The sequence below is a fragment of the Nocardia sp. NPDC047038 genome, assembly GCF_040644075.1.
Taxonomy (GTDB): domain Bacteria; phylum Actinomycetota; class Actinomycetes; order Mycobacteriales; family Mycobacteriaceae; genus Nocardia; species Nocardia sichangensis.
This window is the reverse complement of the sequence record NZ_JBEYVQ010000009.1, coordinates 95,784-120,964: the sequence shown is the minus strand read 5'-3', so window position 1 is coordinate 120,964 and position 25,181 is coordinate 95,784. Positions and strand designations below refer to the sequence as shown.

24 protein-coding genes are annotated in these 25,181 nt (G+C 69.7%); 12 read left to right on the top strand and 12 right to left on the bottom strand.

The features are described 5' to 3' along the window. Positions 1 to 118 precede the first annotated feature (118 nt). The 3 genes from ABZ824_RS26815 to ABZ824_RS26805 form a co-directional block, all read right to left on the bottom strand. The gene (locus ABZ824_RS26815; RefSeq protein WP_356966119.1) at positions 119 to 1,951 is read right to left on the bottom strand and encodes a long-chain fatty acid--CoA ligase; all 1,833 of its coding nucleotides are present in this window, start codon (positions 1,949 to 1,951) and stop codon (positions 119 to 121) included. Positions 1,952 to 2,140: 189 nt separating this feature from the next. Further along, positions 2,141 to 2,881: a GTP cyclohydrolase II RibA gene (gene ribA / locus ABZ824_RS26810; RefSeq protein ID WP_356966117.1), complete on the bottom strand. Its 741-nt coding sequence runs from the start codon at positions 2,879 to 2,881 to the stop codon at positions 2,141 to 2,143. Next, a complete protein-coding gene (locus ABZ824_RS26805; RefSeq protein WP_356966115.1) occupies positions 2,878 to 4,359 on the bottom strand; it encodes a PfkB family carbohydrate kinase in 1,482 nt (493 codons plus the stop codon). The genes ribA and ABZ824_RS26805 overlap by 4 nt, the downstream gene beginning before the upstream one ends. Before the next feature lie 760 nt (positions 4,360 to 5,119). Between ABZ824_RS26805 and ABZ824_RS26800 the strand changes: the two genes are divergently transcribed. Next, on the top strand, positions 5,120 to 5,509 hold the full coding sequence (locus tag ABZ824_RS26800) for a hypothetical protein (RefSeq protein WP_355077995.1): 390 nt from the start codon (positions 5,120 to 5,122) through the stop codon (positions 5,507 to 5,509). Between the two features lie 10 nt (positions 5,510 to 5,519). Here ABZ824_RS26800 and ABZ824_RS26795 read toward each other — a convergent pair whose 3' ends face one another. Genes ABZ824_RS26795 through ABZ824_RS26785 form a run of 3 tightly spaced genes read right to left on the bottom strand, consistent with a single transcriptional unit; the run spans position 5,520 to position 7,913 of the window. Then, a complete protein-coding gene (locus ABZ824_RS26795; protein ID WP_356966113.1) occupies positions 5,520 to 6,596 on the bottom strand; it encodes a quinone-dependent dihydroorotate dehydrogenase in 1,077 nt (358 codons plus the stop codon). Positions 6,597 to 6,600: 4 nt separating this feature from the next. Further along, the gene (locus tag ABZ824_RS26790) at positions 6,601 to 6,900 is read right to left on the bottom strand and encodes a DUF5703 family protein (RefSeq protein ID WP_355077997.1); all 300 of its coding nucleotides are present in this window, start codon (positions 6,898 to 6,900) and stop codon (positions 6,601 to 6,603) included. Then, complete coding sequence (locus tag ABZ824_RS26785; protein ID WP_356966111.1) at positions 6,900 to 7,913, bottom strand: hypothetical protein; 1,014 nt, start codon at positions 7,911 to 7,913, stop codon at positions 6,900 to 6,902. The genes ABZ824_RS26790 and ABZ824_RS26785 overlap by 1 nt, the downstream gene beginning before the upstream one ends. Positions 7,914 to 8,066: 153 nt before the next feature. Here ABZ824_RS26785 and ABZ824_RS26780 point away from each other — a divergent pair, with 153 nt between their 5' ends. Genes ABZ824_RS26780 through ABZ824_RS26770 form a run of 3 tightly spaced genes read left to right on the top strand, consistent with a single transcriptional unit; the run spans position 8,067 to position 11,068 of the window. Beyond that, positions 8,067 to 8,423, top strand: coding sequence for a hypothetical protein (locus ABZ824_RS26780; protein WP_356966110.1), 357 nt, complete (start codon positions 8,067 to 8,069; stop codon positions 8,421 to 8,423). A 6-nt stretch (positions 8,424 to 8,429) separates the two neighbouring features. Then, positions 8,430 to 8,963, top strand: coding sequence for a hypothetical protein (locus ABZ824_RS26775; protein WP_356966108.1), 534 nt, complete (start codon positions 8,430 to 8,432; stop codon positions 8,961 to 8,963). Further along, positions 8,915 to 11,068: an MMPL family transporter gene (locus ABZ824_RS26770; protein ID WP_356966106.1), complete on the top strand. Its 2,154-nt coding sequence runs from the start codon at positions 8,915 to 8,917 to the stop codon at positions 11,066 to 11,068. Before ABZ824_RS26775 ends, ABZ824_RS26770 begins: the two co-directional genes overlap by 49 nt. Before the next feature lie 328 nt (positions 11,069 to 11,396). Here the strand turns inward: ABZ824_RS26770 and ABZ824_RS26765 are convergent, their stop codons facing one another. From ABZ824_RS26765 to ABZ824_RS26750, 4 genes are all read right to left on the bottom strand, one after another. After that, complete coding sequence (locus tag ABZ824_RS26765; protein WP_355078003.1) at positions 11,397 to 12,227, bottom strand: heme ABC transporter ATP-binding protein; 831 nt, start codon at positions 12,225 to 12,227, stop codon at positions 11,397 to 11,399. 82 nt (positions 12,228 to 12,309) lie between these two features. After that, complete coding sequence (locus ABZ824_RS26760; RefSeq protein ID WP_356966104.1) at positions 12,310 to 13,404, bottom strand: iron ABC transporter permease; 1,095 nt, start codon at positions 13,402 to 13,404, stop codon at positions 12,310 to 12,312. After that, on the bottom strand, positions 13,401 to 14,390 hold the full coding sequence (locus tag ABZ824_RS26755) for an ABC transporter substrate-binding protein (RefSeq protein WP_356966337.1): 990 nt from the start codon (positions 14,388 to 14,390) through the stop codon (positions 13,401 to 13,403). Before ABZ824_RS26755 ends, ABZ824_RS26760 begins: the two co-directional genes overlap by 4 nt. A gap of 83 nt (positions 14,391 to 14,473) precedes the next feature. After that, a complete protein-coding gene (locus ABZ824_RS26750) occupies positions 14,474 to 15,433 on the bottom strand; it encodes an aldo/keto reductase (RefSeq protein WP_355078005.1) in 960 nt (319 codons plus the stop codon). A gap of 281 nt (positions 15,434 to 15,714) precedes the next feature. Between ABZ824_RS26750 and ABZ824_RS26745 the strand changes: the two genes are divergently transcribed. The 7 genes from ABZ824_RS26745 to ABZ824_RS26715 all read left to right on the top strand — a co-directional run bounded on the left by ABZ824_RS26745 (position 15,715) and on the right by ABZ824_RS26715 (position 21,889). Continuing rightward, positions 15,715 to 16,644, top strand: a complete 930-nt coding sequence (locus ABZ824_RS26745; RefSeq protein ID WP_355078058.1) for an undecaprenyl-diphosphate phosphatase — start codon at positions 15,715 to 15,717, stop codon at positions 16,642 to 16,644. 16 nt (positions 16,645 to 16,660) lie between these two features. After that, the gene (locus tag ABZ824_RS26740; RefSeq protein ID WP_356966101.1) at positions 16,661 to 17,419 is read left to right on the top strand and encodes a histidine phosphatase family protein; all 759 of its coding nucleotides are present in this window, start codon (positions 16,661 to 16,663) and stop codon (positions 17,417 to 17,419) included. Positions 17,420 to 17,490: 71 nt separating this feature from the next. Further along, on the top strand, positions 17,491 to 18,075 hold the full coding sequence (locus tag ABZ824_RS26735) for a DUF3090 domain-containing protein (protein WP_355078007.1): 585 nt from the start codon (positions 17,491 to 17,493) through the stop codon (positions 18,073 to 18,075). Positions 18,076 to 18,079: 4 nt separating this feature from the next. After that, positions 18,080 to 18,889, top strand: a complete 810-nt coding sequence (locus ABZ824_RS26730) for an SCO1664 family protein (RefSeq protein WP_356966099.1) — start codon at positions 18,080 to 18,082, stop codon at positions 18,887 to 18,889. 78 nt (positions 18,890 to 18,967) lie between these two features. Continuing rightward, positions 18,968 to 19,390, top strand: a complete 423-nt coding sequence (locus ABZ824_RS26725) for a hypothetical protein (protein WP_355078009.1) — start codon at positions 18,968 to 18,970, stop codon at positions 19,388 to 19,390. Between the two features lie 137 nt (positions 19,391 to 19,527). After that, positions 19,528 to 20,766 (top strand): cysteine--1-D-myo-inosityl 2-amino-2-deoxy-alpha-D-glucopyranoside ligase, encoded by a 1,239-nt coding sequence (mshC, locus tag ABZ824_RS26720; RefSeq protein ID WP_356966097.1) that lies wholly within the window; start codon positions 19,528 to 19,530, stop codon positions 20,764 to 20,766. A gap of 43 nt (positions 20,767 to 20,809) precedes the next feature. Continuing rightward, positions 20,810 to 21,889: an MBL fold metallo-hydrolase gene (locus tag ABZ824_RS26715; protein ID WP_356966095.1), complete on the top strand. Its 1,080-nt coding sequence runs from the start codon at positions 20,810 to 20,812 to the stop codon at positions 21,887 to 21,889. Here ABZ824_RS26715 and fadD11 read toward each other — a convergent pair. Both fadD11 and ABZ824_RS26705 read right to left on the bottom strand, forming a co-directional pair. Then, positions 21,873 to 23,714 carry a fatty acid--CoA ligase FadD11 gene (fadD11, locus tag ABZ824_RS26710; RefSeq protein WP_356966094.1) on the bottom strand — a complete coding sequence of 614 codons (1,842 nt, stop codon included), beginning with the start codon at positions 23,712 to 23,714 and terminating at the stop codon, positions 21,873 to 21,875. The genes ABZ824_RS26715 and fadD11 overlap by 17 nt on opposite strands. Before the next feature lie 556 nt (positions 23,715 to 24,270). Beyond that, entirely contained in the window at positions 24,271 to 24,534 is a 264-nt protein-coding gene (locus ABZ824_RS26705) for a hypothetical protein (protein WP_356966092.1), read from the bottom strand. An 88-nt stretch (positions 24,535 to 24,622) separates the two neighbouring features. Here ABZ824_RS26705 and ABZ824_RS26700 point away from each other — a divergent pair, with 88 nt between their 5' ends. Beyond that, on the top strand, positions 24,623 to 25,171 hold the full coding sequence (locus tag ABZ824_RS26700) for a TetR/AcrR family transcriptional regulator (protein WP_355078013.1): 549 nt from the start codon (positions 24,623 to 24,625) through the stop codon (positions 25,169 to 25,171). Positions 25,172 to 25,181: the final 10 nt, after the last annotated feature.

The following is a 25,181-nucleotide window of genomic DNA, read 5'->3' as shown; positions in this document are numbered from 1 at the left end:
GATCTCGTCGCGCGTGGCGACAGTCTATGACGGGTGGCCACAATCGTCGCCTCTGGGGACCGCGAAAACGCTATGGACCCAGGCGTGATGCTCTGGGCCACAGCGCTTTTCGCCGGACTTACTTGACGCTGACCACCTGGCCGGAGGGTTCCTTGGCGTACAGCGCCTCGATCTCCGCGCTGTACTTGGCCGCGATGGGCGCGCGTTTGAGCGACATCTTCGGCGTCAGTTCGTCGCCGCCGGGTTCCCAGACCGCGCCCAGGACGGTGAAGCGTTTGATCTGTTCCACGCGGGACAGTTTGGCGTTGCCCGCCTGGACCGCGGCGAGTACTTCCTCGACGATCTGCGGCCGGGCGGCCAGGGCGGCGATGTCCTCGCCGGTGGCGTCGAGTTCCTTGGCGCGCAGGGCGGCGACGTCGGGGTCGAGCACGATCAGGGCGGCGATGTAGGGCTTGGCGTCACCGATGGCCACGACTTGACCGATCAGCGAGGAGGCGGCCTTCACCGAGTTCTCGATGTTGCTGGGGGCGATGTTCTTGCCCCCTTCGTTGATGATCAGTTCCTTCTTGCGGTCCACGATCCGCAGGTAACCGTCGGCGTCGAAGGTGCCGATGTCGCCGGTGTGCAGCCAGCCGTCGGAGTCGATGGCCTCGGAGGTCTTGTCCGGCATGTTGCGGTAGCCGCGAGTGACGATCGCGCCGCGCACCAGCACCTCACCGTCGGCGTCCAGTCGCACCTCCACGCCGTCGGCCGCGCGCCCGACCGAACCGGGGCGAGGCTTGTCCAGTTCGGTGTAGGTGCCCACGCCGGTGGTTTCCGACATGCCCCACACCTCGCTGACGGTGAAGCCGAGGCCGAGGAAGTACTCCAGGGTCTCCGGCGGGATGGGCGCGGCGCCGGAGGAGGCGACTTTCAGGTGATCCAGGCCCAAGGCGTGGCGCAGCTTGGACAGCACCAGCGTCTCGGCGATCCGATGCTGCGCGCTCAGCAGGGGACTGCGTCCTTTGCCCGCCAGATCGGCGCGTGCGGCGGCGATTCCGGTGCTGATCGCCCAGTTGGCCAGCGCTTTCTTGACCGGGCTCGGTTCTTCGGCGAGTTTGCCCTCGACACCGGCCTTGATCTTCTGCCAGACGCGCGGGACGCCGAAGAAGGTGGTCGGGCGCGCGTCGGGCAGCGCGGCGGCGACTTCGCGCGGGTCGGGGACAGTGGTGATCTGGATGCCGGTGAGCAGGTTGAGCGCGTGGGCGGAGATCCGGTCGGCGACGTGCGCGGCGGGCAGGTAGGACACCACCCGGTCGTCCAGGCCGACCTGCAGCGGGCCACTGACCAGGACGATGATCTGGGCGAGCACGTTGCGGTGGGTGATCTCCACCCCCTTGGACGGGCCGGTGGTGCCGGAGGTGTAGATCAGGGTGGCCAAATCGTCGGCGCCGACGGCCTGCCAGGCGGCGTCGAAATCGAAGTCGGCGGCGGGCGCGGCCTCCACCTCTTCCAGGGTGACGGTGCCCTCGGCGGGGCCGTCGACCAGGATGATGTGGTCGACCGGAACGCCGGAGGCGATGATCCGGTCGAGGAAGACCTGTTCTGTCACAACGATTTTGTTGCCCGCGTTGGTGAACAGGTGGGTGATCTGCTCGGGGGAGCTGGTGTTGTAGACGGAGAACGGGGTGGCGCCCAGATGCAGGGCGGCGGTGTCGACGAGATTGAACTCGGGGCGGTTGGTGAGCATGATGCCGACGGTGTCGCCGTGGCCGACGCCGAGCCCGGCCAGGCCCGCGGCGATCGAACGCACCCGTTGGGCGTACTCGCGCCAGGTGTACTGCTGGGTGCCGCCCACCTTGCGCAAGGCGATCTGGTCGGGGCGCAGCCGCGCGGTCTCCTGGAATGCGGCGGGAACGGTGTACACCGTTTTGCCCGACTGATGCGCGTATCCGATTTCTGTTGTCGTCATATCCCTGTTCCCGATAGCGCTGGCGTGAACCGGGCGCCGGTCTGCGCCGACGCCCGATCCAGGACTCGAAGCCGTGACACAGCGCGACGAAGGCGCTGTCAGTCCTACGAGTCGGCGCGCCACATGTGGCGCGGCTCACTCATGGTAGCCACAGGCGGGAAGCCGGGTGGGGCAAACTTCAACAATCCTTCAGGCACCGATCAGATCCGGCGCGGCGCCGGGCCCTGGACGCGGACGGACGTTCTCGCCGGGCGCGAGCACGACCGCGTCCACAGCCCCCCGCAATTCGCCGGTGGGAGCGCTGTCGTGCTCCTCGAACGCCCACGGCGCGGAGTCGGTCGGGATCCAGTGCTTGCGCCGAGTGCGCTTGGCCTCGAGGTACTCGCGGGCGCGTTCGCTCAGCGCCCGGGTACGCAACGGCACGGGGGTGACCCGCAACCCTTCCTGCCGCAGGGCCTCGACCTTGGCGGGATTGTTGGTCAACAGTTGCACCGAACGCAGTCCGAGTTCGGCCAGTGCGCGAGCGGTGGCCACGTAGGTGCGCCCGTCGGCGGGGTAGCCGAGGGCTTCGTAGCTCGAGAAGGTATCCGCGCCCGAGCGCTCGCTTTCCCGGTAGCCCAGCGCTTTGGCGATCAGGCCCGCGCCGCGGCCCTCCTGTTCCAGGTAGACCAGCACGCCCGAGCCCGCGGCCTGGATGAGATCCAGCGCCTTGTCCAGTTCCGGCCCGCAGTCGCAGTCCTGCGACCGCAGCGCCTCTCCGTAGAGGCAGCGCGAGTGCACCCGCACCAGGCAGCCGTCGGCGACCGCGCCGAACAGCAGCAGGTGCCCCTTCTCGCCCTCCCCGGTCAACTCCACCACCCGAACTCGCAGATCATGCCCGTTGCGACGGAACCGATGCTCGGTGTCGGCAGGATCCACAACTTTGGTCAATGCTCCTCCGTAGCGAGTTTGTAAATTCGCTCGACCTCACTCACCAGTGGCATTGCCCCGGGGACATCCCCGATCGATTGCGTCGCCACCATTGCGGCGGTCGCCCAGACGTAGTCGTTGCGTTCGGCGGGGCGGCGCGTCGAAACGAGACGATATACCAGGGCGGCGGAGAAGGCAGCGTGAGCGCCCACCGAGTCCTCCAGCGCCGTCGGGAACGGCTGGAATCGGTCGCTGACCTGGTCCGACCACACCTCGCACCGGAAATCCTGGATCGCGCAGACCGCGCCGACGCCGAGCGCGCGCAGCCGTGTGGCGGTCGGCTCGCCACACCGGGTCGCGTCATCGCCTGCCATCGCCAGCGCTTGCAGGTCCTTGTCGCCGCCGACGAGGTAGTCCACCGCCCCGAGATGCTGATACAGGTACTGCGGGCGTTCCAATCGCGGCGCCGGATGCACCACCACCAGCGGCCGCCGCGGCAGTTCGCGCAGCTGCCCCATGATCTGCTCGATGACGCCGGTGGGTTGCTCGAACGTCAGCAGCACCGCGTCCGCGGTGGCGATCGCCGAACGGATCGCGTCGGTGCGCAATTCCTGCGCGCTCAACCGGATTCGCTCGTCCTTGCAGCCGATCGTGCTTGCCGCGCCGGTGCGGGCCACGATCACCGCGGTCACGGGCGTCGGCGCGAAAGGCACCACTTTGACGAGTTCGGTCTCGACGCGTTCGCTGCGCAGGTATTCCAGGATGCGATCGCCCGCGTCGTCGTCGCCGACCGCCGAGATCAACCGCACCCGCAGCCCCAGCCGGGCCGCGGCCACGGCGCGGGTGAGGCCCTTGCCGCCGGGATGCTCCCGGTAGCTGCCGCGCGCGGTCGCCCCGGAGCCGGGGATACGGTCGACCACGTACATGTGGTCGATGACCGCGTCGCCGATCACCGTGACCACACTGCGGTCGTCCACCGGAACCTTTTCGGCCGCAGCGGTTTCCGGCCCGGCACCGAAGTCGACGACGTGCGCGCCGTCGAACACCGATGCCGTGGCCAGTTGCGCGGCCAGTTCGGTGAACGCCCGGCGCTCGGGGGCGCCACGCAGTGAGCGCACCGTCAGTGTGCCGGGAATCGGTTGCGCCCCAAGAGCTTCGTGCAACACCGCCCATCGCTCGGCGAGATATTCGCGCCGCTCACCCAGGTCCGGCGCGTAGAGCCGGCCGGGATCCACTCCGGTAGGCGGGTTTTCGCGCAACAGCCCCAGTGACAGTTCCGCGTCGACGACGAGCCGGTGGGTGGGATCCAAGCGAAACGCCAGTTCGCGCACCAGCGGCAGCACCGCCTCTTCCCGGTCGACGCCCGCACGCCGGGCGTACTGCCGCACGGCCAGCAGATCCAGCAGGGGCAGTACGTCGATCTCGGTGCTGCGCAACCGATCCGAGCTCAGGCCGGAGCGTTTGCACAGGCGGGTGAGGATATTGCGAACGGCAACCATTCCCGAATCCTGCGGGACCATGGCGATGCCACCCTCCTCTATCGGCGCGACACCGGGCCGTCGCGCGCATGTTGGCCACGCAAATCGGGTTTAGCCAGCGGGCAAATTGTCAATTACCAAATTACAACGGCAATTGCGCGCGGGGAACGGCAAATGCCACACTGTATGTGGCGATCCCCATCGCACCACCAGGCACATCGGGAGGGCTGGTGATGAGAATGATTCTTCAGATACGGCAGCCGCGACGGCGACGGCGACACCGCTCCGGCGGATCCGATACCGAGCTGGTGCCCAAGCAGGTGAGGGACTGAACCAGCCGCCGGACGCTCCCCGCGGCAACGCACCGGTCATCACCCGCCTCGCGGCGGCACACCGGTACGCCGACCACACGCCGTAGCGCCCCCGGCCTCTCGGCCCGACGGCCGCTACCCACTCCGTTTCCCGAATCCCACAGTCGTGGCGCCTGCCACCGCGACGATCCGGCCTCGCACGCCACCCTCGGCGCGCGACGCCCACCGACTCGCCCGATACCGCGGTGCCCCCGGCCGCCGCACAGCAGCGAGCCACCCCCTGGACCACCCGGCCCGGCAGCGGACTTCTCCGGCCCGGGCACACCCACCGCGCCCGCCGGACCGGCGGAACACACGATGCGGCGCCTGCACCGCGCCGCACCAGCGGATGCACGACAGGAGGCATTCGTGATCATCGAACTCAGCACCCTGGAGCCGGCCTCACTCCACCTGTTGCACCGGAGACCGCGATGACCATACACACCACCGAATGGACGATGACCAGTGACATAACCCCGGAATCGGCCTACCGCGACACCGACGCGACCGACAGCTGGCGGCTGAGCTGGCTACCGGACCGGCGGCTGACCCGGGGCCAGGCACTGGCCGGGATGTCTTTGGACGAACTGCTCAGCGACCCGCACGTCGTGCACGACCGCATGACCCAGGCCCGCGTCGAGGCCTATGCCGACCAACTGGGCATCTTGCGCGACCACGCGGTGATCCTGCTCGCCAAGCGAATGGCCGCTCGGCTGGGCCAGCAATTGCGGCCGAAGGGAGATCCGACACCGCCGGGGCATCGACCACGATCCCGGCGAGTGCGCACCCGCACTGCCGAACCACCGTTCGTGCTCGGCTAGCTCACCTGATTCAGGCGTGGGCTTTGTGCTCCGCGCCGACGGCCTCACCGATGCTGCGATAGCCCCCGGCACGCAACCGCTGCGCCAGCCCACGATGGATCCTGCGCATCCAGAACGGGCCGCCGTAGATGAAACCGGTGTAGCCCTGCAACAGCGTCGCCCCGGCCAGGATGCGTTCCCACGCCTGGTCGACGGTTTCGATACCTCCGACCGAGATCAGCACCAGCCGGTCACCCACCCGCCGGTACAGCCGCCGCAGCACCTCGAGCGAACGGTCGGCGACCGGCGGACCGGACAAGCCACCCGCCCCCATAGCGGCCACCTGCGCCGCGTCGGTGCGCAGACCGTCCCGGCGGATGGTGGTGTTGGTGGCCACGATCCCCGCCAAGCCGAGTTCCACGGCCAGATCGGCGACCGCGTCGATGTCCTCGTCGGACAGATCCGGCGCGATCTTCACCAGCACCGGCACCCGCACACTGTCCAGCACCGCCCGCAGCAGCGGCCGCAGCGATTCCACCGCCTGCAGATCCCGCAAGCCCGGCGTGTTGGGGGAGCTGACGTTGACCACGACGAAATCGGCCAGCGGCCCCAGCAGCGCGGCGCTGGTGGCGTAGTCCGCGGCCGCGGCCTCGGGCGCCACGATCTTCGTCTTGCCGATGTTCGCGCCGATCGGCACCCCACCACGCCGGGCACGCAGCCGTTCGGCGGCCGCGGCGGCGCCGTGATTGTTGAACCCCATCCGATTGATCAGAGCGCGGTCGGCGGGCAGCCGGAACAGCCGCGGCGCCGGATTGCCCGGCTGCGGCTGCGCGGTCACGGTGCCGATCTCGGCGAAACCGAACCCCAGCGGCGCCCAGGCATCCACACCGTCGGCGTTCTTGTCGAAACCGGCGGCCAGTCCCAGCGGCGCGGGGAACTCGACCCCGAACGCCTCGGCGCGCAGGATCGGATCGCGGCTGACGAGGACCTTGCTCATCGCCCAGCGCAGCGGCGCGAGCCAGGCGGCCAGCCGCATGACCGCGAAGACCAGGTGGTGGATGCGTTCCGGCGCGACCAGGAACATCAGTCGGAGTAGCAGGGCGTACATCGGCTCACATTCCGGGTTCGGGCTGGGGTAGTAGTGCGGATTTTCGCCGCCGCAGCAGCACCCGCCTGCTGCCGTCGGTGTAGGCGCGCACCCGCGAGAGTTCCCAGCCGCCGAACTCCGCCTGGATCGCCAGCCGCATGGACGCGGTCACCCGCGTGACATCCGGCGGCAGCCGCAACGGCACGTACTCGTAGTCGTCGCTGGTCGTTTCCCAGCCCGCGGGCAGTGCGCGCCCGCGCCCCCGATGTGCTGCCGGTTCGGTAGATGCCGCGGAATCCTCGTCCGCGTGTGGTGTCCGAGCCATCAGTGCCCTCTCTTCCGATCGTCCGCACCGATCCGTTGCAGACCGTCGCCGGTCGCGGACCCCACGAACAGATCACCGGTGCGTTGCTCGACAGCCACCGAGTTCGGTTGCCTGACGGTGGCGTAGCGGCCCACTTCCTTCGGTATACCAGTCGACAGGTCGAATCCGACGACCTCGTTGCGCTGCGTGCACGTCACCCACACGGTGTCCGACCGCTGATCGTAGGCAAGTGCGTAAGGCGAAGATCCTACCGGGAAACGCTGCCGCAACACGAGTGGTCCCGCGGTGTAGACCAGCAGTTCGCCGCCCGCGGTGTCGGTGACCACGAACCGTCCGCGCGTGTCACGAATCAGCTGCGTGGCCCCGTCACCGGCGCGCAGCGCCAATCCGGGGCGCTGTTCGCCCGGGTCGAGTTCGAAAATGGCGGTCTGATGCCGGTCGAGCACGGTCAGGTTCCCGCCGGCTTCGGCCAGCACGTCGGCGGAGACGAGCCCGGACACCGTGCGGGTCACCGCACCGTCGGATGCCAGGTCCAGCACCCGGCCGTCGGCGGTGCCGACCAGCAACCCGCCGTCGGGGCGTGCGCGTACCGACCGCACATCGCCGTCGACGGCCACCGCGGACACCGCCCCGGAGGCGAGGTCCACTCGCAGCACCCGCCCCGGTGCGCCCGCCAGCATCTCACCCGGCTTGCCCGGCGTGAGACCGCCCGCGCGATCGGGCAACGTCACCGTGCGCACCACCGGCGCGGCGGCGGCGGGATCGAGCACGGTGAGGACCGAACCGTCCAGACCGGCCAGCAGCCCGCCGCCGGAATCGGCTTGCAGCTCGGCCAGCGGACCGGCGGGCAGCACCCGCCCGACCGGCGGCGTCGTCACCGCAGGCGCGACCGCGGGGGTGGCCGGTTCCCTGGTCGGCAGATCAGGGCCGCCCGAGCCGGAGGAGCAGCCGGCCAGCAACACCAGCACCGCCGCACCCGCGAACACCGAGACGAGCGAGCCGCGAGGACGCATCCACCGAACTCCTTCTACCGACGAATTTTCCGCAACCTCACCATCTGACCATGATGCGGCAACCAACCGACCGACCGGGGTGGCGGCTCGAGCGGAATGTCGGCGGCGGCGGCTACGGTGGAGACCACACTGTCCGATACAGGGAGATCCGGGTTGAAAGCCGACCATACGTCGGGATTTGTCATCGACGACATCACCGTAGGCCCCCACGCGCACGGCTTCGGGACCACCGCCGAGGGCCACCCCTTCGCGTTCCGCACGGTCCGCGCCACCCTGACACTGGAGATCTACCGCCGCGATCTGGGCGATGCCGTCCCCGGCCCGGAGGACGTGCTCGCCACCGCCGACGCCACGGTCACCGACATCGACCTCGACGACGAGCGCAGTGTCGCCGCCCTGGTGCGGGATATGATCCCCGACACCGCGACGATCGAGGCCGCCGCGGGACGGGACGTCACGACCGTGCGTGCCCTGCTGGGACGGATCAGCTCCGTCATCGAAGGTATGTAGGAAGTGATGACCCACACACCACTCGCCCGCGCCGCGCTCACCGCCGCCGGTCTGCTGCTGACGGCGGTCGTCGCCGCGTGCGACACCGGAACCGACGAGGCCGCCGTCGATGCCGCCCGGTCCTCGGCGAACGCGTCGCTGTCGTCCTCGATCGCCGTGTCCTCCCGTGCCGCCCACCCGCCGCTGCCCACCGCCGCCGACCTGGACGCCCAGATCAAGCGGGCACTGGACCCTGCGCTGCCCGACAGCGAACGCACCGCCCTCATCGAGGACGGGGAATCCTTCCGCCAGGCCATCCCCGACATGTACAAGGCGCTGCAGGACAACCCGCGCGCCGTCTACGGCGTCACCGATCCGGTGTTCGACAACCACGACGGCACCCTGACCGCCACCATGCGGCTGGACAAGGACGGAACCGGCGCCGCGGTCCGCACCACCGTCGTGCACTTCGTGCTCGTCGACGGCAAGTGGAAGATCTCGCGCACCGACCTGTGCGGCATCCTGCGCTCGGCCGACTACCGCACCCCGGCCTGCGGCTGACCCGCGACGCGATGCGCCGTTCCGGATCACTGCGGTGGGGGCGGTGGGTCCACCGCAACCGCTACCTCGTTCTCGCCCTGTTCGTACTGTTCGTGCTGGTCTCCGGCTGGTACGGCCGCGACCTGGCCGGGCGGCTGACCCAGGAGGGCTGGTTCGACGAGAGCAGCGAATCGGTGGCCGCGGCCGAACTGGCCGACCGCACCTTCGGCCGCGACACCGACAGCGACCTGATCCTGCTCTACACCGCACCCGACGGCGCCACCGTCGACGACCCGGCCGTCCGCGGCCCGGTCACCCAGCACCTGGCCGGATTGCTGGCCGCCTACCCCGACCGCATCCAGAAGATCGACAGCTACTGGGACAGCCCGTTCTCCGCCCAGGCCACCGACGCCACGCACACCCACGCCTTCGCCAGCGTCGGCCTGCGCGGTTCGGGCACCGCGACGGTGCAGAACTACGCCGCGATCGAAGACCATCTCGGCGCCGGACGCGCAGGCGGCGGCCCGGGCGGCACGACCGTGCAACTGGCCGGATTGCAGCCGATCGTCGAAGGCATCAACACCGGCATGCAACGCGACATCAAACGCGCGGAAATGATCGCCCTGCCGTTGGTGGCGATCCTGCTGTATTTCGTGTTCGGCGGCGTGATCGGCGCGCTGCTGCCGGTGCTCATCGGCGGCATGACCATCCTGGGCACCCAGGGCGCGCTGCGGGCGCTGACCGACCACCTCGACGTCAACGTCTTCGCCAGCGCCGTGATGACCCTGGTCAGCCTGGGCTTGGCGATCGACTACGGCCTGTTCACCGTCACCCGCTTCCGCGAGGAACTCGCCGCGGGCCACACCGTCGAAGAGGCCACCGCCCGCACCGTCGCCACCGCCGGGCGCACCGTGCTGTTCTCCGCGGCGATCATCGCCCTCAGCCTCGGGGCGCTGTTCATCTTCCCCAACGGGGTGCTGCGCTCGGTGCCGCTGGGCGGTATCAGCTCGGTGCTGCTGGCGGCGCTGCTGTCGGTGACCGCGCTGCCCGCGGCGTTGAGCATCGTCGGACGCCGCATCGACTTCCTGGGGTGGAAACGCTTCTCCCGCAGCAAGACCGAGGCCCAGATCGACGCCGGTTTCTTCTCCCGCCTGGCGCTGTGGGCGATGCGCCGCCCCCTGGCGGTGGCCGTGCCGATCGTGCTGGCCCTGCTGGCGCTGAGCATCCCTATACGTCACATCGAATTCGGCGGCCTGAGCGAACGCTATCTGTCCGACGACAACCCGGCGCGAGTGGCGCAGGAACGTTTCGACGCCCTGTTTCCCAGCTTCCGCACCGAGCCACTGAAACTGGTGGTGCTCGGCGCCGACCCACAGCAGTTGAGCGACATCCGCTACGCCGCCAACCAGATCCCCGGCCTGACCGGACGCTTCGAACCCGCCGCACCCACCAAGGACGGCATCAACGTGCTCGCCGCCGGGCTGACCGACAAACGCGACGCCGACCGGGTGATCGCCGCACTGCGCGCCATTCCCGAACCGCCCGGCACGCAGGTGATGGTCGCGGGCGTGCCGGCCCTGGAACGCGACAGCATCAACGGCCTGCTCGACGGCCTGCCGGTACTGCTGGCCATCCTGGTCGCCGCGGCACTGGCGCTGATGTACGCGGCGTTCCGCTCGCTGGTGCTCGCGCTGAAAGCGGTGGCCATGAGCGCGCTCAGCCTCGTGTCCACCCTCGGCATGCTGACCTGGATGTTCGTCGAGGGGCACGGCGCGGGGATCTTCCAGTTCACGCCCGGACCGCTGATGTTCGCGGTGCTGGCGCTGATCGTGACGGTGGTGTTCGGGCTGTCCACCGACTACGAGGTATTCCTACTGTCGCGGGTGTCGGAAGCGCGTGCCGCCGGCGCGGACGCACCCGAGGCCATCCGCTACGGCATCGCCCACACCGGCGGCGTGATCACCTCCGCCGCCGCGATCCTCATCGTGGTCACCGGTGCGTTCGGGTTCTCGGATCTGGTGCTGATGAAATACATCGCCTACGGCATGATCGCCGCCCTGATCCTGGACGCCACCGTCATCCGCATGCTGCTGACACCCGCGGTGCTGAAACTGATCTGGCGGTAGGACACCGGCAATCGTTACCTACGACCACATCATCGACAACCCCGAGGTAACCCTGGTCGCCGACGGATTCCCCGGCTTCGACGGCCTTCGGCGAGAGTCGCTACGCGACCCCGCAGTAGTCGCCGATCGGCTCGCCGGCATCGCCGAGGCCGTGCGCAGAAACTACCCGACGATCGAGGTCACCGTCGGAGCCAACCATCTCTCCAGCGACGAAGCCATCAGAACCTTCCTGGCGACATGAGCACTGCCACAGCTGTGGTCACGGTTCGTCATGTACCTGAGGACACGATCCCTGACGGCACCCCGGCAGGCGGTGCCGCTGCTGCGGTCACCGGCGCACCGGCAGCACCAGTTGTGCCCCGGTGACCGGGTGGTCGAGCACTTCGACCGGGTGCTGGTAGACCCGCGTGAGCAGTTCGGTGGTGAGCACCTCACGGGGTGGACCGTCGGCGGCGATGCGACCTGAGTCCAGGACCGCGACGCGGTCGGCGTAGGCGGCCGCGACACCCAGATCGTGCAAGACGACCACCACCGCGGCGCCGTCGTCGGCGCGCTCGGCGGCCAGACGCAGCACGGCCTCTTGATGGCCGAGGTCCAGCGCGGCGGTCGGCTCGTCCAGCAGCAGGGTGGCGGTGTCCTGCGCCAGCACACGCGCCAACGCCACCCGGGCGCGTTCACCACCGGACAGGGTCGGGAACGATCGCGTGGCCAGATGAGCGACATCGGTGGCGGCCATCGCGGCGGCGATCTGTTTCTCGTCGTGTTCGCGGCGTTCGGTGCGCACCCACGGCGCGCGGCCCATCGCCACCACTTCCCGCGCGGTGAAGGGGAACCCGACGGTGTGGGTCTGCGGCAACACCGCCCGCCGCCGGGCCATGTCCAACGTCGTCCAGTGCGCCAACGGCTGCCCGTCGAGCTCCACCGTCCCCGCGCTCGGCGCCAACTCCCCGGCCAACGCGGCCAGCAACGTCGACTTACCGGCCCCGTTGGGCCCGACGAGAGCGACGACCTGCCCCGCCACCGCCTCGAAATCCACACCGTCGAGCACCCGCCGCGCCTGCCCGCCCCCGCGCCGCTCCACACTCACCCCCGACGCCCGCACCGTCACATCTCCCCGCCGCGGCCACCCCGGCACCTCGTGCACAACCCGCACCTTCACCCCACATCTCCCGTCCAGTGGCACACCATCGAGAGGTCTTCTCGGCGTTCACCGCAGCCATGCGCCACTCGGCGCGGCCCGCTCATGCCCAGCCTCCGGCCCGGGCGCGGGTGCGGCGCAGCAGGTAGAAGAAGACCGGGCCGCCGATGAGGGAGGTGAGCATGCCCAGCGGCAGGTCGGCGTTGTCGACGAGGGAGCGGGCGGCGACGTCGGCGGCCAGCAACACCACCGCGCCGACGACGGCGCTGAGCGGGATCAGGATCCGGTGGGCAGGGCCGACCAGCATCCGCACCAGATGCGGCACGATCAGACCGACGAACAAGATGATCCCGGTGAACGCGACACCGGCGGTGGCCAGGATCGCCACCACCACGATCACATTGCGCCGCAACCGCTCCACGTCGACACCCAGATGGCGGGCCGCCGACTCTCCGAGCGCCAGCAGATCCAGCCGCGGCGCCAGCAGCACCGCCGCCGCCACCCCGACCGCGGCCAGCGGCGCGACCACACCCACCGACTCCCAGGTGGCCCCGTTGAGCGACCCCAGTTGCCAGAACACGATCTGATCGCGCGCGGCGGGGGAGGCCACGAACAGCAGCAGCGCGATCAATCCGCCCGCGAACGCGTTGATCGCGACACCGGTCAACACCAGCGTGACGACCTCGGTGCGCCCGCCCGAGCGCGCCAGCAGATACACCAGCAACGTGGTCGCCAGCCCCGCCACGAACGCCGCCGCGGCCACCGACCACGCCGCCACGAACGCCCCACCCACCACGATGACCGTGCCCGCACCGACCGCGGCCCCCGCCGACACCCCGATCACGCCCGGCTCGGCCAGCGGATTGGCGAACACACCCTGCAACAACGCACCCGCTGTCGCCAGCGCCGCACCGACCAGCATCGCCAGCACCACCCGCGGGAACCGCACCTGCCACAACGTCACCTCACCGGCAGGATGCGCGGGCATCGGCCCCACATCCAGCCCGATCCGGTGCAATACGCTGCCCGCGACCTCGGCGGGCGTCGTCGGCACCTGACCGATCGCCGCCGACGCCACCGCCAGCGCGACCAGCCCGGCCACCGCCACCGCGAACACCAGCAGCACCCGCGATCGGCCCCGCGACTTCGACACCGGCGGCACCGGCGGCCGCGCGGTGTCCGTCTCCGAGACGCTCATGCGTGCCCGGTGCCGTACACCGCCGCGCTCAACGCCGCGATCACCCGGCCGGTGTTCGGCCCGAAACTCAGCAGCACCGCATCCGACATGTCCACCACACGCCGGTCGCGGCCCGCCGGGGTCTGCGCGATCCCCGGCACCTTTTCCAGCCCCTCCACACCGCCGACGGACTTCAACCCGTCCGACATCACCAGCAGCACATCCGGCGCCGCGCCGATCATGGCCTCACTGGTGATCGCCGTGAACGGCTCTTTCACCCCCGCCACCGCGCCCGCGTCCCGCGCACGCAACGCCGCGATCAACGCGTCCGCACCCGACCCGGGCCCGGCGAGCATCGTGATCGCGGTGGAACGCAGATACAGGAACGCGATGGTCAGCTGCGGGTCCGGCGCGGGCACCGCGGCGCTCGCGGCGGCGATCTCGTCGCGGGTTCGCTGCGCCAGCGCCTGCCCCCGCTGCGGCACCCCCAACGCGCCCGCGACCGCCTCGATCTGCGGCACCACCCCGTCCATCGTGCGCTCCGGATCGAAGTACACGACCGTGACCCCCGCCGCACGCAACTGCTCACGCACCGCGGGCGCCGCGCTGGTGGTGTCGGTCAAGAACACCGACGGCCGCATCGCCAGCACCGACTCCACATTCAGCGACCCGTTGCCCCCGGCCACGTTCGGCACATCCCGCACCGCGGGAAACGCCGCCGAGGTGCTGCGGCCCACCAGCTTGGGCCCCAGCCCGAGCGCGTACACGATCTGGGCGAGGGTGCCGTAGCGATCCACGGCGATGATCCGGGAGGCGTCGGTGACGGTCACCTCGGCGCCGTCGAACGAACGCACCGTCACCGGCAGCGTGGGCGTTGGCTCCGGCCCGATGGGCACCGGATCCAGATCGGTCAGCGTCGCCGTCGTCGGCCCGTGCCCGCCGTGCGAGGACCCGGCGTCGGTGCCACACGCGACCACCACCGCCAGCAAGCTCACCGCGAACAACATCGGCAGGGCGCGCCGCCATCCGGTTCGGATCCGACTCCCACCCCTGGCCGCTGCAGTGCTCATGCAGGCAAGGCTAATCTGTGTCACTCCGCGCGTGCACTGACGTCGTCCAGGGCCGCGGCGATCGCCCGCGGCAACTCCAGGGTCTCGGCGGCCAGCACGCCGGTGAGCTGCCCGATATCGCGGGCGCCGACGATCATGCTCGCCACACCCGGCCGGTCCCGGATCCAGGCCAGCGCCACCGCCAGCGGCGAGGTGCCCAACCCGTCCGCGGCGGTCACCAGCGCATCCACCACCCGGGTGGCGCGGTCGTCGAGACCACTGCGGATCTCCGCCGCGGTCGCCTCGTCGGCGCCGCGCGAATCAGCGGGAACACCGTCGCGATACTTGCCGGTGAGGATGCCGCCCGCCAACGGCGCCGAGGCGATCACCCCGACACCGTGGAACCGCGCGGCGGGCACGACATCGGTCTCCGCCCCCCGCGCCAGCAGCGAATACGGCGTCTGCGCCGCGGTCACCGGCGCCACCGCGGCCAGACTGGCCAGCTGCCAGGCCCCGAACCCGCGCACCCCCGCGTAACGCACCCGGCCCGAGCGCACCACCTGCTCCAACGTGGAGGCGACCTCCTCCAACGGCGTCCGCGGATCCCACACCGCGACATTCCAGATGTCGAGATGGTCGGTGCCGAACTCCAGCAGCGTGCGGTCCAGCTGCCGCAGCAGCGCCCGCCGCGAGGTGTCCACGGTGACCTGCGCCGCCTCCGGCATCCCCGCCGCGGCGAATCCCCACGGCGCGATCCCGGCGCAACCGCTGAGCACCAGCTCGTCGCGGGAGACCAGGTCACCGAGCAATTCGGCCAGGATCCGCTGCGCGGCCCCGCCCGCGTAGGCGGGGGAGGTGTCCACCAGTGTGCCGCCCGCCTCCACGAACGCCACCAGTTGCCCCGCCGCGTCCTCGGCGTCGGTGTGCGCACCCCAGGTATGGGTCGCCAGGCCCATCCGCGACACCCGCAGGCCGCTGCGGCCCACCGTCCGCTGTTCCATCACCGTGTCCGCGCATTCGTCACGGCGCCAAGCCTAGAGTGTGGATACGCGACTCGGCGGCCACCAGCACAGTGGGTCGCGCTCGGGTGCGGCGAGCACACCCGCGACCCGCGCGGCGGCGGCAGCGCCACGGCCGGGCACGCCGCCGCGGCCTCGACACTGTACTGTCGCTGCGTGATTGGCGCGGTGGTCAGGAAGAATCGACCGATCGCCGCACCAATGCCCAGGTAGCGACGCGTATTCCGCGCGGAAGTGGAGGATGGTTCGTGGTAGGCGAGTCGATGACCTGGGTGCAGGCCTTGGTGCTGGGTCTGGTGCAGGGACTGACGGAGTTCCTGCCGATCTCCTCCTCGGCGCATCTGCGCATCGTCTCGTCGGTCTTCTTCGGCGACGACGCGGGCGCCTCGTTCACCGCGGTCACCCAGCTGGGCACCGAGGCCGCGGTGCTGGTGTACTTCGCCAAGGACATCTGGCGGATCCTGTTGGCCTGGTTCGCGGGTCTGCGCGAGCAACTGACCACGCGCGGCCGCCAGCAGATCCCGCTGCACGATCAGCCCACGACGAGACTTCCGGTCATCACCGCCGACCACAAGCGCGTCTTCGACGAACAGGCCCAGCGCGAACTCGACTACCGCATCGGCTGGTATGTGATCATCGCCACCATCCCGATCGGTGTGCTGGGATTCTTGCTCAAAGACGAGATCCGCACCGGCGCCCGCAATCTGTGGCTGGTGTCGTTCATGCTGATCTTCTTCGCCCTGGTCATCGCCGCCGGTGAACACTTCGGCCGCAAGGATCGCCCGATCGAGCAACTGACCACCCGTGACGGGCTGGCCATGGGTTTCGCGCAGTGCCTGGCGCTGATCCCCGGTGTCTCGCGCTCGGGCGCCACCTCCACCGCGGGCCTGTTTTTGGGCTTGGAGCGCGAAGCGGCCGTACGGTTTTCGTTCCTGCTGGCCATCCCGGCCGTGACCGCCTCGGGCCTGTTCAGCCTGCCGGACGCGTTCGAACCCGCTGGTGAGGGCCTCAACGCCAGCGGACCGCAACTGCTGGTGGCCACCGTGCTGGCGTTCGCGGTCGGCTACGCGTCGGTGGCGTGGCTGCTGCGTTTCGTGGCACGCCACTCGCTGTACTGGTTCGTCGGCTACCGCATCGTGCTGGGCGCGATCCTCATGGGTCTGCTGGCGGGCGGGGTGGTCTCGGCGACATGATCGCTAGGCTGACCGCATGACGGTGATCCTGTTGCGGCACGGTGTGTCGACCTCGAACACCGCCCGCACCCTGGCCGGTCGCAGCACCGGCGTCGAGCTCACCGAGCGCGGCGAGGAGCAGGCGAGGGCCGTGGCCGAACGACTGGCCGGGCTGCCGATCGAACGAATCGTGCACTCCCCGCTGCTGCGCTGCCAGCGCACGGTCGCGCCGCTGGCGGAAAAGTTCGGGCTGGAACCGGTATTCGACGACCGGCTGCTCGAGGTGGACTACGGCGAGTGGACCGGGCGGCCCATCGCCGAACTCCTGGAGGAACCGCTGTGGAAGGTCGTGCAACGGCACGCCTCCGGCGCGGTGTTCCCCGGCGGAGAAGGGCTGGCGCAAGTACAAGCCCGCGCGGTCGCCGCGATCCGCGAACACGACCGCGCCCTGGCCACCCAGCACGGCCGCGACGCACTGTGGGTGGCGTGCACCCACGGCGACGTGATCAAGTCGGTACTCGCCGACGCCCTGGGCATCCACCTCGACGGCTTCCAGCGGATCCTCGTCGAACCGGCCTCGCTCAGCGTCGTGCGCTACACCCCGACCGCCCCGTACGTGTGGCGGCTCAACGACACCGGCGCCGACCTGTCGGCCCTCGCCGCCTCCGGCGCTCAACAGCAAGCGGCGTCGTCGTCGACGCCGGGACCCGACGTCTCCGGACCAGTCCCCGGTGGCGAGCTCGGCAATAGCGCAAGTGCGGATAATGGGAATGCGGAGCGTCGAGATTCCTTGTAAACAACCGAGCGGTCGTTGTATGGAATCCCCGCGCCGCGGGTAGTCGATCAGGGTCATATCAGGAGGTGCATGTGTCACGCGCAATCCATGTATTCCGCACCCCCGATCGTTTCGTCGCCGGGACCGTCGGTGAGCCGGGCGATCGCGCGTTCTATCTGCAGGCCGTGCAGGAACCGCGCGTGGTCAGCGTGCTGCTGGAAAAGCAGCAGGTCAAGGTGCTCGCCGACCGGATGGGTCTGCTGCTGGACGAGGTCGCGCGCCGCTTCGGCGCCGAAGTGCCCCCGCAGGCCGAGGACGTCGCCGACAACGCACCGCTGGTCACCCCCATCGACGCCGAGTTCCGTGTCGGCACCATGGGCCTGGGCTGGGACGCCGACGCGGGCGCGGTGGTGGTGGAACTGCTGGCGATCACCGAGACCGAGGTCGACGAGTCGGTGGTCCTCGACGACACCGAAGAGGGGCCCGACGCGGTGCGGGTGTTCCTCACCCCGATCCAAGCCCGCGAATTCGCGCTGCGCTCCACCCGGGTGATCGCGGCGGGCCGCCCGCCGTGCCCGCTGTGCGGTGAGCCGCTGTCGGCGCGCGGGCACATGTGCGTGCGCACCAACGGCTACAAACGCGGTGAGATCTTCGGCGCGGCCGAAATGGAGGAGTGATTCGGTGGCCGAGGCCGGGGACGGATTCCACAACGGTGAACTGACCGTGATCGGGCGGGTCAGCACCGCCAGCAACGTCACCCTGGTCTGCGACGTGAACGACACCGCCACCGGCGAGACACCCCTGCGGGTGGTCTACAAACCGATCCGCGGCGAACGACCGCTGTGGGATTTCCCCGACGGCACCCTGGCCGGGCGCGAGGTGGCCTCGTATCTGATCTCCGAGGCGATCGGCTGGGGCGTGATCCCCGAAACCATCTTGCGCGACGGCCCTTTCGGCTTCGGCATGGTGCAACGCTGGGTCGTGGGCGTCGACAACCACACCGACCGCGGCGACCGCCTCGACCTGATCGACCTGTGCCCCGCGGGCGCGGTGCCCGACGGCTTCCGCGAGGTGCTGCGCGCGGTGGACGACGTCGGCAACGAAGTGTCGCTGATCCACGCCGACGATCCGCGGTTACAGCGCATGGCGGTGCTGGACGTCCTGCTCAACAACGCCGACCGCAAGGGCGGGCACGCGCTGGAAGGGGTGGACGGGCAGGTCTACGGCGTCGACCACGGCATCTGCTTGCACACCGACCACAAACTGCGCACGGTGCTGTGGGGCTGGGCCGGGCAGCCCATCGACGACGGGCTGATCGCCGACATCACCGCCTTCGCCAAGCAGTTGCCGGGCGCGTTCGCCGACACGCTCGGCGAGCACATCACCGACGCCGAGATCGACGCGTTGATCGAACGCACCCAGCAGGTGCTCGACGACCCGGTGATGCCGCTGCCGCGCACCTCCCGGCCCATTCCGTGGCCGGCGTTCTGATCGCCACCGCTGCCGTGCGCGGGGTTTCCTGGCACAGTTGAAGCTTCGAGCGCTCGGCGCGACGACGAGGAGGACGCGATGCCCCACTCCACTCCCGATCGCGCGGCGCCGGTGGTGCGGGTCGCCGTCGGCGCGCCGACCTACCGCATCGCATTGCACTACGTGCACCTCTACGACAAGAAGCCCTACCCCGACACCGACCTGCACCTCTACGACAACGGCGTCTACTGGCTGAGCTCGGCGGGGGAGAACCACTTCGGCGTCTACGTCATGACCGAGGGTTCGGTGGACTCCGGGCGGTTCACCATGCGGTTCATCTCGTTGCCTTCCGCGGACTGGGGCGATACGGTCGCTTATCACGAACTCGAGTTCGACGTCGCGCGCGGCGAATTCACTCAGCTCGCACTCGCCGACACCGATCCCGACATCCCCGAACTGGACGGGACGTTCGCGATCGGCCCCAACACCGTCACCGATCCCACCCGCGGCACCGACAGCTGATTCAGCGAAACCGTAATTATTGACATCCCACGATTTGCTGGAAGACGCAGGTCGCGGCAGGCGACCCTACCGGCCGCATGGGCGCGGCGACCGGGCCGGGGGCCGATGATCTCCACCACACCTTTACCCTCGTAAGCATGCAGTCCTGGTCCGATACCGCCCTCCCCACCGTCCCTGGAGCAGGACCGCCGTTGCGGTTGTACGACACCGCCGACCGTCTGGTGCGCCCGGTCACCCCCGGCCCCACCGCCACCATGTACGTCTGCGGCATCACCCCCTACGACGCCACCCACCTCGGGCACGCCGCCACCTACCTGACCTTCGACCTGGTCAACCGGCTGTGGCGCGACGCGGGCCACGACGTGCACTACGTGCAGAACGTCACCGACGTCGACGACCCGCTGTTCGAACGCGCCGCCCGCGACGGCGTGGACTGGCGCGACCTCGGCGCGGCGGAGACCGACCTGTTCCGTGAGGACATGGCCGCGCTGCGGATCGTGCCGCCCCGCGACTACGTCGGCGCCGTCGAATCCGTCGACGAGGTCGTCGAATTCGTGCAGAAACTGCTGGCTTCCGGCGCCGCCTACGTCGTCGACGACGCCGAGTACCCCGACATCTACTTCCGCGCCGACGCCACCGACCAGTTCGGTTACGAATCCGGCTACGACCGCGCCACCATGCAGCGGCTGTTCGCCGAACGCGGCGGCGACCCGGACCGTCCCGGTAAACGCGACACCATCGACGCGCTGCTGTGGCGCTCGGCGCGGCCCGGCGAGCCGTCCTGGCCCGCCCCGTTCGGCCCGGGCCGACCCGGCTGGCACATCGAGTGTTCGGCGATCGCGTTGAACCGCATCGGCCCGGAATTCGACATCCAGGGCGGCGGCAGTGACCTGATCTACCCCCACCACGAATACTCCGCCGCGCACGCCGAGTCGCTCATCGCCGGCCGCCGCTTCGCCCGCCACTACGTGCACGCCGGCCTGATCGGGCTGGACGGGGAGAAGATGTCGAAGTCCCGCGGCAACCTCGTGCTGGTGTCCACGCTGCGCCGCGGCGGCGTCGACCCGGCCGCCATCCGCCTCGGCCTGCTGGCCGGCCACTACCGGCAAGACCGGATGTGGACCGACGCCCTGCTCGAGCGGGCGCAGCAGCGCTTGGAGCTGTGGCGCGAAGCCACCGCGTTGCCCGCGGGCCCGTCGGCCACCGACACCGTCGCCCGCCTGCGCCAGCACCTGGCCGACGATCTGGACACCCCCAAGGCGCTCGACGCCCTCGACAACTGGGCCCGCCAGGCACTGGACTACGGCGGCCAGGACACCGACGCCCCCACGCTGATCACCACCGCCGTCGACGCCCTGCTGGGCGTACGCCTGTAGCCGGTCTCTTGCCCGCATCCCCCGCACGTGATGGGGTACGGGGGTGTGCAAGCTTCCCGGCCTCGGCCTGTTCGGCCCTGGCGGCAAACTGACCTCCCTCAGCGCAGGCGTCTTGCGGCCGGCGGCCGATCCCGCCGACCCGCGCACGATCGCCGCGCGCGCCCGCTTCTTCGGCGCCGACACCGTCGACCCGCAGACCGGCGCCCTGCGCACCGACCGGGTCGTGCTGTCGTGGGTCGGCTGCACCACCTTCGCCCTGGCCATCGGCGGTTCGGTGTTCCTGCTCGACGCGTGGGTGCCCCGGCTGACCAGCACCGGTTACGTCCCCGCCACCCCGCAGGACCTGGTGGACCTGGCACCTGCGGCGATCTTCATCGGCCACGGCCACTTCGACCACGCCGCCGACGCCGGACGCATCGCCCAGGCCAGCGGCGCGGTCGTACACGGCACCGCCGAGCACTGCGCGAGCATCGCCGCACAGGTCACCGATCCAGCGTTCCCCACCGCCGTGCACGGTGACGCGGGCACCGCGATCGGCACCCGGGAGGATTTCGCTGTGGGCGCGGTCGAGGTGACCGTCGTGCGGCACCTGCACTCCGCACGCACCCCGCCCGATCCCGTCGGCGGATCACCGCGCTTCTTTCCCCGCCCGCAACCGGGCATCGTGCTGACCCACCCGCCGACGCTGAGCGGTCTGCTGCAAGGTGTGCCGCGGCTGCGCGACCCCGAAGGAGGGGTGCTGCTGTACCAGTTCCGGGTGCCGGGCTTGTGCCTGGTGTGGCACGACTCGACCGGACCGCTCACCGAACGCGCCCCGCAGGTCTTCGACACCCTCGCCGCGCTCCCGGCCACCGACGTGCAGATCGGCGCGGTGCAGGGCTACAACCAGATCAGCAACGGGCTGCGCGATCCCCGCACCTACATCGAAGCCCTCACCCCCGCGCTGTTCGTGCCGAGCCATCACGACAACTGGCTGCCCGGACTCACCGCGAGCGCGGCGACCTACGACGCACCGTTGCGCGCGGAACTGGAACGGATCACCGCGCCACGGCGACCGGAACTGCGCACCCTGCACGATCCGGCCGACTACGTGCGCCCGCAGCGGCTCACCTTCCAGCTGTGAGCGTGTCCGCGCCGCCGGCGCGGGATCGCTGCCCGTCGGGTTCGTGCACGGTCGCGGCGAGGTCTTCGGCGTAGAGCTGTGCGATCTGCTCGGCGTACTTGTCGGCGATCGGCTTGCGCCGCAACTTCATCGTCAAGGTGACCTCGTCGCCGCCGGGCTCCCAGAACACCGGCAGCACGGTGAACCGTTTGATCTGCTCGACCCGCGACAACGTGGCGTTGCCCGCCGCCACGCCGCGCGCGATCGCGGCGATCACCCCGTCCTCGGCCGCCAACGCCGCCGCCGAGGCATCCGGCAGCGCGTGCTCGGCGGCATACAGTGCCGCGGTCTCGGCGTCGATGACGATCAGCGCCGTGTTGTACGGGCGCGCGTCCCCGATGGTGGCGATGGCGCCCACCAGCGGCGTCGAGGCCTTGATCGCGTTCTCGATGTTGGCCGGGGACATGTTCTTGCCCGCCGAGTTGATGATCAGCTCTTTCTTGCGGTCGACCACCCGCAGATACCCCTCGGCGTCGACGGACATGATGTCGCCGGTGTGCAGCCACCCGTCCGGGTCGAGCGCTTCGGCGGTCTGCCGCGGCTGTTTGCGGTAGCCCTTCATCACCAGTGGCCCGCGCACCAGGAATTCCCCGTCCTCGGCGATCCGCCACTGCATTCCCGGCAGCATCCGGCCCACCGAACCCAGCCGCGCCTGCTCCGGCGAGCAGGCGCTGGCCACGCAGGTCAGTTCGGACATGCCCCAGATCTCCGAGATCGGGATGCCGATGCCGAAGAAGAACCCGAGGGTCTGCGGTGGAATCGGCGCGGCGCCCGACATCGCCCACTTCAGTCGGTCCAGGCCGATTCCGGCGCGCAACGCCGACAGCACCTGCTCGTCGGCCCGCGCCCATTCGGCCGCCAGCTGGTCATCGATCGGTTCGCCGCGCAGCTGGGCGTCGGCCTTGCGCGCCGCCACGTCCAGCGCCCACCGCAGCGCCCCGCGCCGGGCGTCGTCGGGTTCGGCGGTGACGGAGAACTCGATAGCGGCCTTCAGTTTCTCCCACACCCGCGGCACCGCGCCCCAGATGGTGGGGTGCACGTCGGCCAACGCGGCCGGCAGCAGCGACCGGTCGGGCACCACGGTGATCTGCGTGCCGTACACCTGCTGCAGATACAGCGAGCAGAACCGGTCGGCCATGTGCGCCGAAGGCAGGTAGGAGGTCTGCCGGTCGCCGAACTCCACCGGCAGCACCGCGTGGAACGCTCGCGCTTCGGCCAGCAGATTGGCGTGGGTGATCTCCACACCCTTGGGGTTGCCGGTGGTGCCGGAGGTGTAGACGAGGGTGAGCACGTCGTCGGGCCGCACGGCCCGCCAGGTCGCCTCGAAGTCGAAATCGGGGCGGCCCATGGCTTTCAGTTCATCGAGCCCCACGGCGCCCTCGGGCGTGGCGTCGATGCAGACGATGGTCTCGATCGGCGTGCCGCAGGCACGGATCCGCTCGAGGTACTGCTGCTCGCAGATCACCACCCGATTGCCCGCGTTGGCGAACACGTAGGTCAGTTGTTCGGGCGAGAGGGTGTTGTACACCGAGAACGAGGTCGCGCCGGTGTGCTGCGCGCCGACTTCCAGGGGATAGAACTCCACCCGGTTGCCCATCATCAACGCCACCGTGTCGCCGCGGCCGACACCCAGCGCGGCCAGGCCCGCCGCGACCGCGCGCACTTCTTCGGCGTACACGCGCCAGGTGAGCGTTCGTCCGCCGCCGATGGACCGGACGGCCACCGCGTCCGGATCGATCGCGGCGCTGTGCTGGAACGCGGCGCAGGACGTGTTCGGTTCGGTCATCGCACAACCCCGTTCGGTACACCCGGCTTTCCCAGACCGTAGGTGTCCGACCGTGCTCGGCGGGGCGTTTTCGCCCGTTTCCGGATCCACGACCGGTTCGTCCGCGCACGACCGAACCACTTCTCCGGCAACGGGATCGGTGATTCCGGCCGTGCGGATTCCGCCGCGCCGGGCGATGGGGTCGCGGACCGACCGCCGCGGCGGGGCGGGTCAGGCCGCGCTGCCGCTACCGGCTTGGAACACGGCGGTCATGAGGTCGGCGAGAACTGTCAGCAATTCCACGATCGCTCCCTTTCGGTAGAAAACACGAAGTCAGCAGCGTGTATGACGCGATCGTCTTTCTCGTGAACAAGGAATGAATAAACAGAAACCGGCCTGCACCGGACGGGGTAACCGCCGGTGTTCCACCTCTGATACGCGCTGAGCTGGGGTTCATCGCCATCTCTCCGGCTTCGGCCATCACCCGGTCCGATGAAAAGATTCCCGCTCCCACCGTGCCGCATTCCGCCGACGACTTCACCGTGAAGCCGAGGAAAAGGCGCAACACAGCAATCCATCAGGAATTACCAACCCACGGAAAGAGGGGGAATTCTTGCGACGCAGCAATTTCGAGTGCGCCCCGCACGGTGGCCGCAGCGCTGCGCTGCCACAACTGCCGCGACAGCCGCACCAGCGACTCGACAAGCACCGCGTCGGTGGCGGCCAGCTCGGCGGCGACACCTTCGGGCACCTCGCTGAGCAGCTCCGCGCGCGATCCACCCACGCGCGCTAAATATTTCAGCAGGTAACAGGTACCGAAGCGTCTTCTCGGCGTACGCATCGGTACTTCCCGAGGTCGGTCCAGCCGACGCTACGATGGGGTACTGTTCGGTCCCTCCCCCTGACCGAACGAAGAGAACGGCGCGCGTATGTCACGAGTGGTCACCAAGGAGCAGTACTTCGACACCGGCTTGGAAGTGCTCGCCGAACTCGGCTTCAAAGGTCTCAACATCGGCGTCCTGTGCCGGCAGCTCGGCGTCACCAGCGGATCGTTCTACCACCACTTCGGCAGTTGGCAAGGATTCGTCGACGCCCTGCTCGAACACTGGGAGAACCGCCAGGTGCGCATCCTGGGCACCATGCCGTTCAACCAGGGCAACCCCGATGACGACATCCGCGCCATGTCCGACCTCGCCGCCGGACTGCACCATTCCGCCGAAGCCGCCATCCGCGCCTGGGCGGCCAACGACGAATCGGTCAACCTCGCACTCAAGCGCGTCGACGAATCCCGCAGGCGCACCGTGCACAAAGCGATCAAGGGGGTCGTCGGCGACGACGACACCGCCGCCGTGGTCACCTCACTGGGCATGGCGATGCTCGTCGGCTACCAGCAGATCGCCGCGGGCGGGGAGAACCTGTCACTGGACCAGCTGCTGGCCGAATACGCGCGCCTGATCTACTCCCACGCGCAGCGCTGACCCACTCCGG

What these genes read in the sequence shown, in the direction of transcription:
- ABZ824_RS26815 (WP_356966119.1), bottom strand. Translation starts at nt 1,951, where the DNA reads ATGACGACAACAGAAATCGGATACGCGCATCAGTCGGGCAAAACGGTG.
- ABZ824_RS26805 (WP_356966115.1), bottom strand. Translation starts at nt 4,359, where the DNA reads ATGGTTGCCGTTCGCAATATCCTCACCCGCCTGTGCAAACGCTCCGGC.
- ABZ824_RS26800 (WP_355077995.1), top strand. Translation starts at nt 5,120, where the DNA reads ATGACCATACACACCACCGAATGGACGATGACCAGTGACATAACCCCG.
- ABZ824_RS26795 (WP_356966113.1), bottom strand. Translation starts at nt 6,596, where the DNA reads ATGTACGCCCTGCTACTCCGACTGATGTTCCTGGTCGCGCCGGAACGC.
- ABZ824_RS26790 (WP_355077997.1), bottom strand. Translation starts at nt 6,900, where the DNA reads ATGGCTCGGACACCACACGCGGACGAGGATTCCGCGGCATCTACCGAA.
- ABZ824_RS26785 (WP_356966111.1), bottom strand. Translation starts at nt 7,913, where the DNA reads ATGCGTCCTCGCGGCTCGCTCGTCTCGGTGTTCGCGGGTGCGGCGGTG.
- ABZ824_RS26775 (WP_356966108.1), top strand. Translation starts at nt 8,430, where the DNA reads ATGACCCACACACCACTCGCCCGCGCCGCGCTCACCGCCGCCGGTCTG.
- ABZ824_RS26760 (WP_356966104.1), bottom strand. Translation starts at nt 13,404, where the DNA reads ATGAGCGTCTCGGAGACGGACACCGCGCGGCCGCCGGTGCCGCCGGTG.
- ABZ824_RS26755 (WP_356966337.1), bottom strand. Translation starts at nt 14,390, where the DNA reads ATGTTGTTCGCGGTGAGCTTGCTGGCGGTGGTGGTCGCGTGTGGCACC.
- ABZ824_RS26750 (WP_355078005.1), bottom strand. Translation starts at nt 15,433, where the DNA reads ATGGAACAGCGGACGGTGGGCCGCAGCGGCCTGCGGGTGTCGCGGATG.
- ABZ824_RS26745 (WP_355078058.1), top strand. Translation starts at nt 15,715, where the DNA reads ATGACCTGGGTGCAGGCCTTGGTGCTGGGTCTGGTGCAGGGACTGACG.
- ABZ824_RS26740 (WP_356966101.1), top strand. Translation starts at nt 16,661, where the DNA reads ATGACGGTGATCCTGTTGCGGCACGGTGTGTCGACCTCGAACACCGCC.
- ABZ824_RS26725 (WP_355078009.1), top strand. Translation starts at nt 18,968, where the DNA reads ATGCCCCACTCCACTCCCGATCGCGCGGCGCCGGTGGTGCGGGTCGCC.
- mshC (WP_356966097.1), top strand. Translation starts at nt 19,528, where the DNA reads ATGCAGTCCTGGTCCGATACCGCCCTCCCCACCGTCCCTGGAGCAGGA.
- fadD11 (WP_356966094.1), bottom strand. Translation starts at nt 23,714, where the DNA reads ATGACCGAACCGAACACGTCCTGCGCCGCGTTCCAGCACAGCGCCGCG.
- ABZ824_RS26705 (WP_356966092.1), bottom strand. Translation starts at nt 24,534, where the DNA reads ATGCGTACGCCGAGAAGACGCTTCGGTACCTGTTACCTGCTGAAATAT.
- ABZ824_RS26700 (WP_355078013.1), top strand. Translation starts at nt 24,623, where the DNA reads ATGTCACGAGTGGTCACCAAGGAGCAGTACTTCGACACCGGCTTGGAA.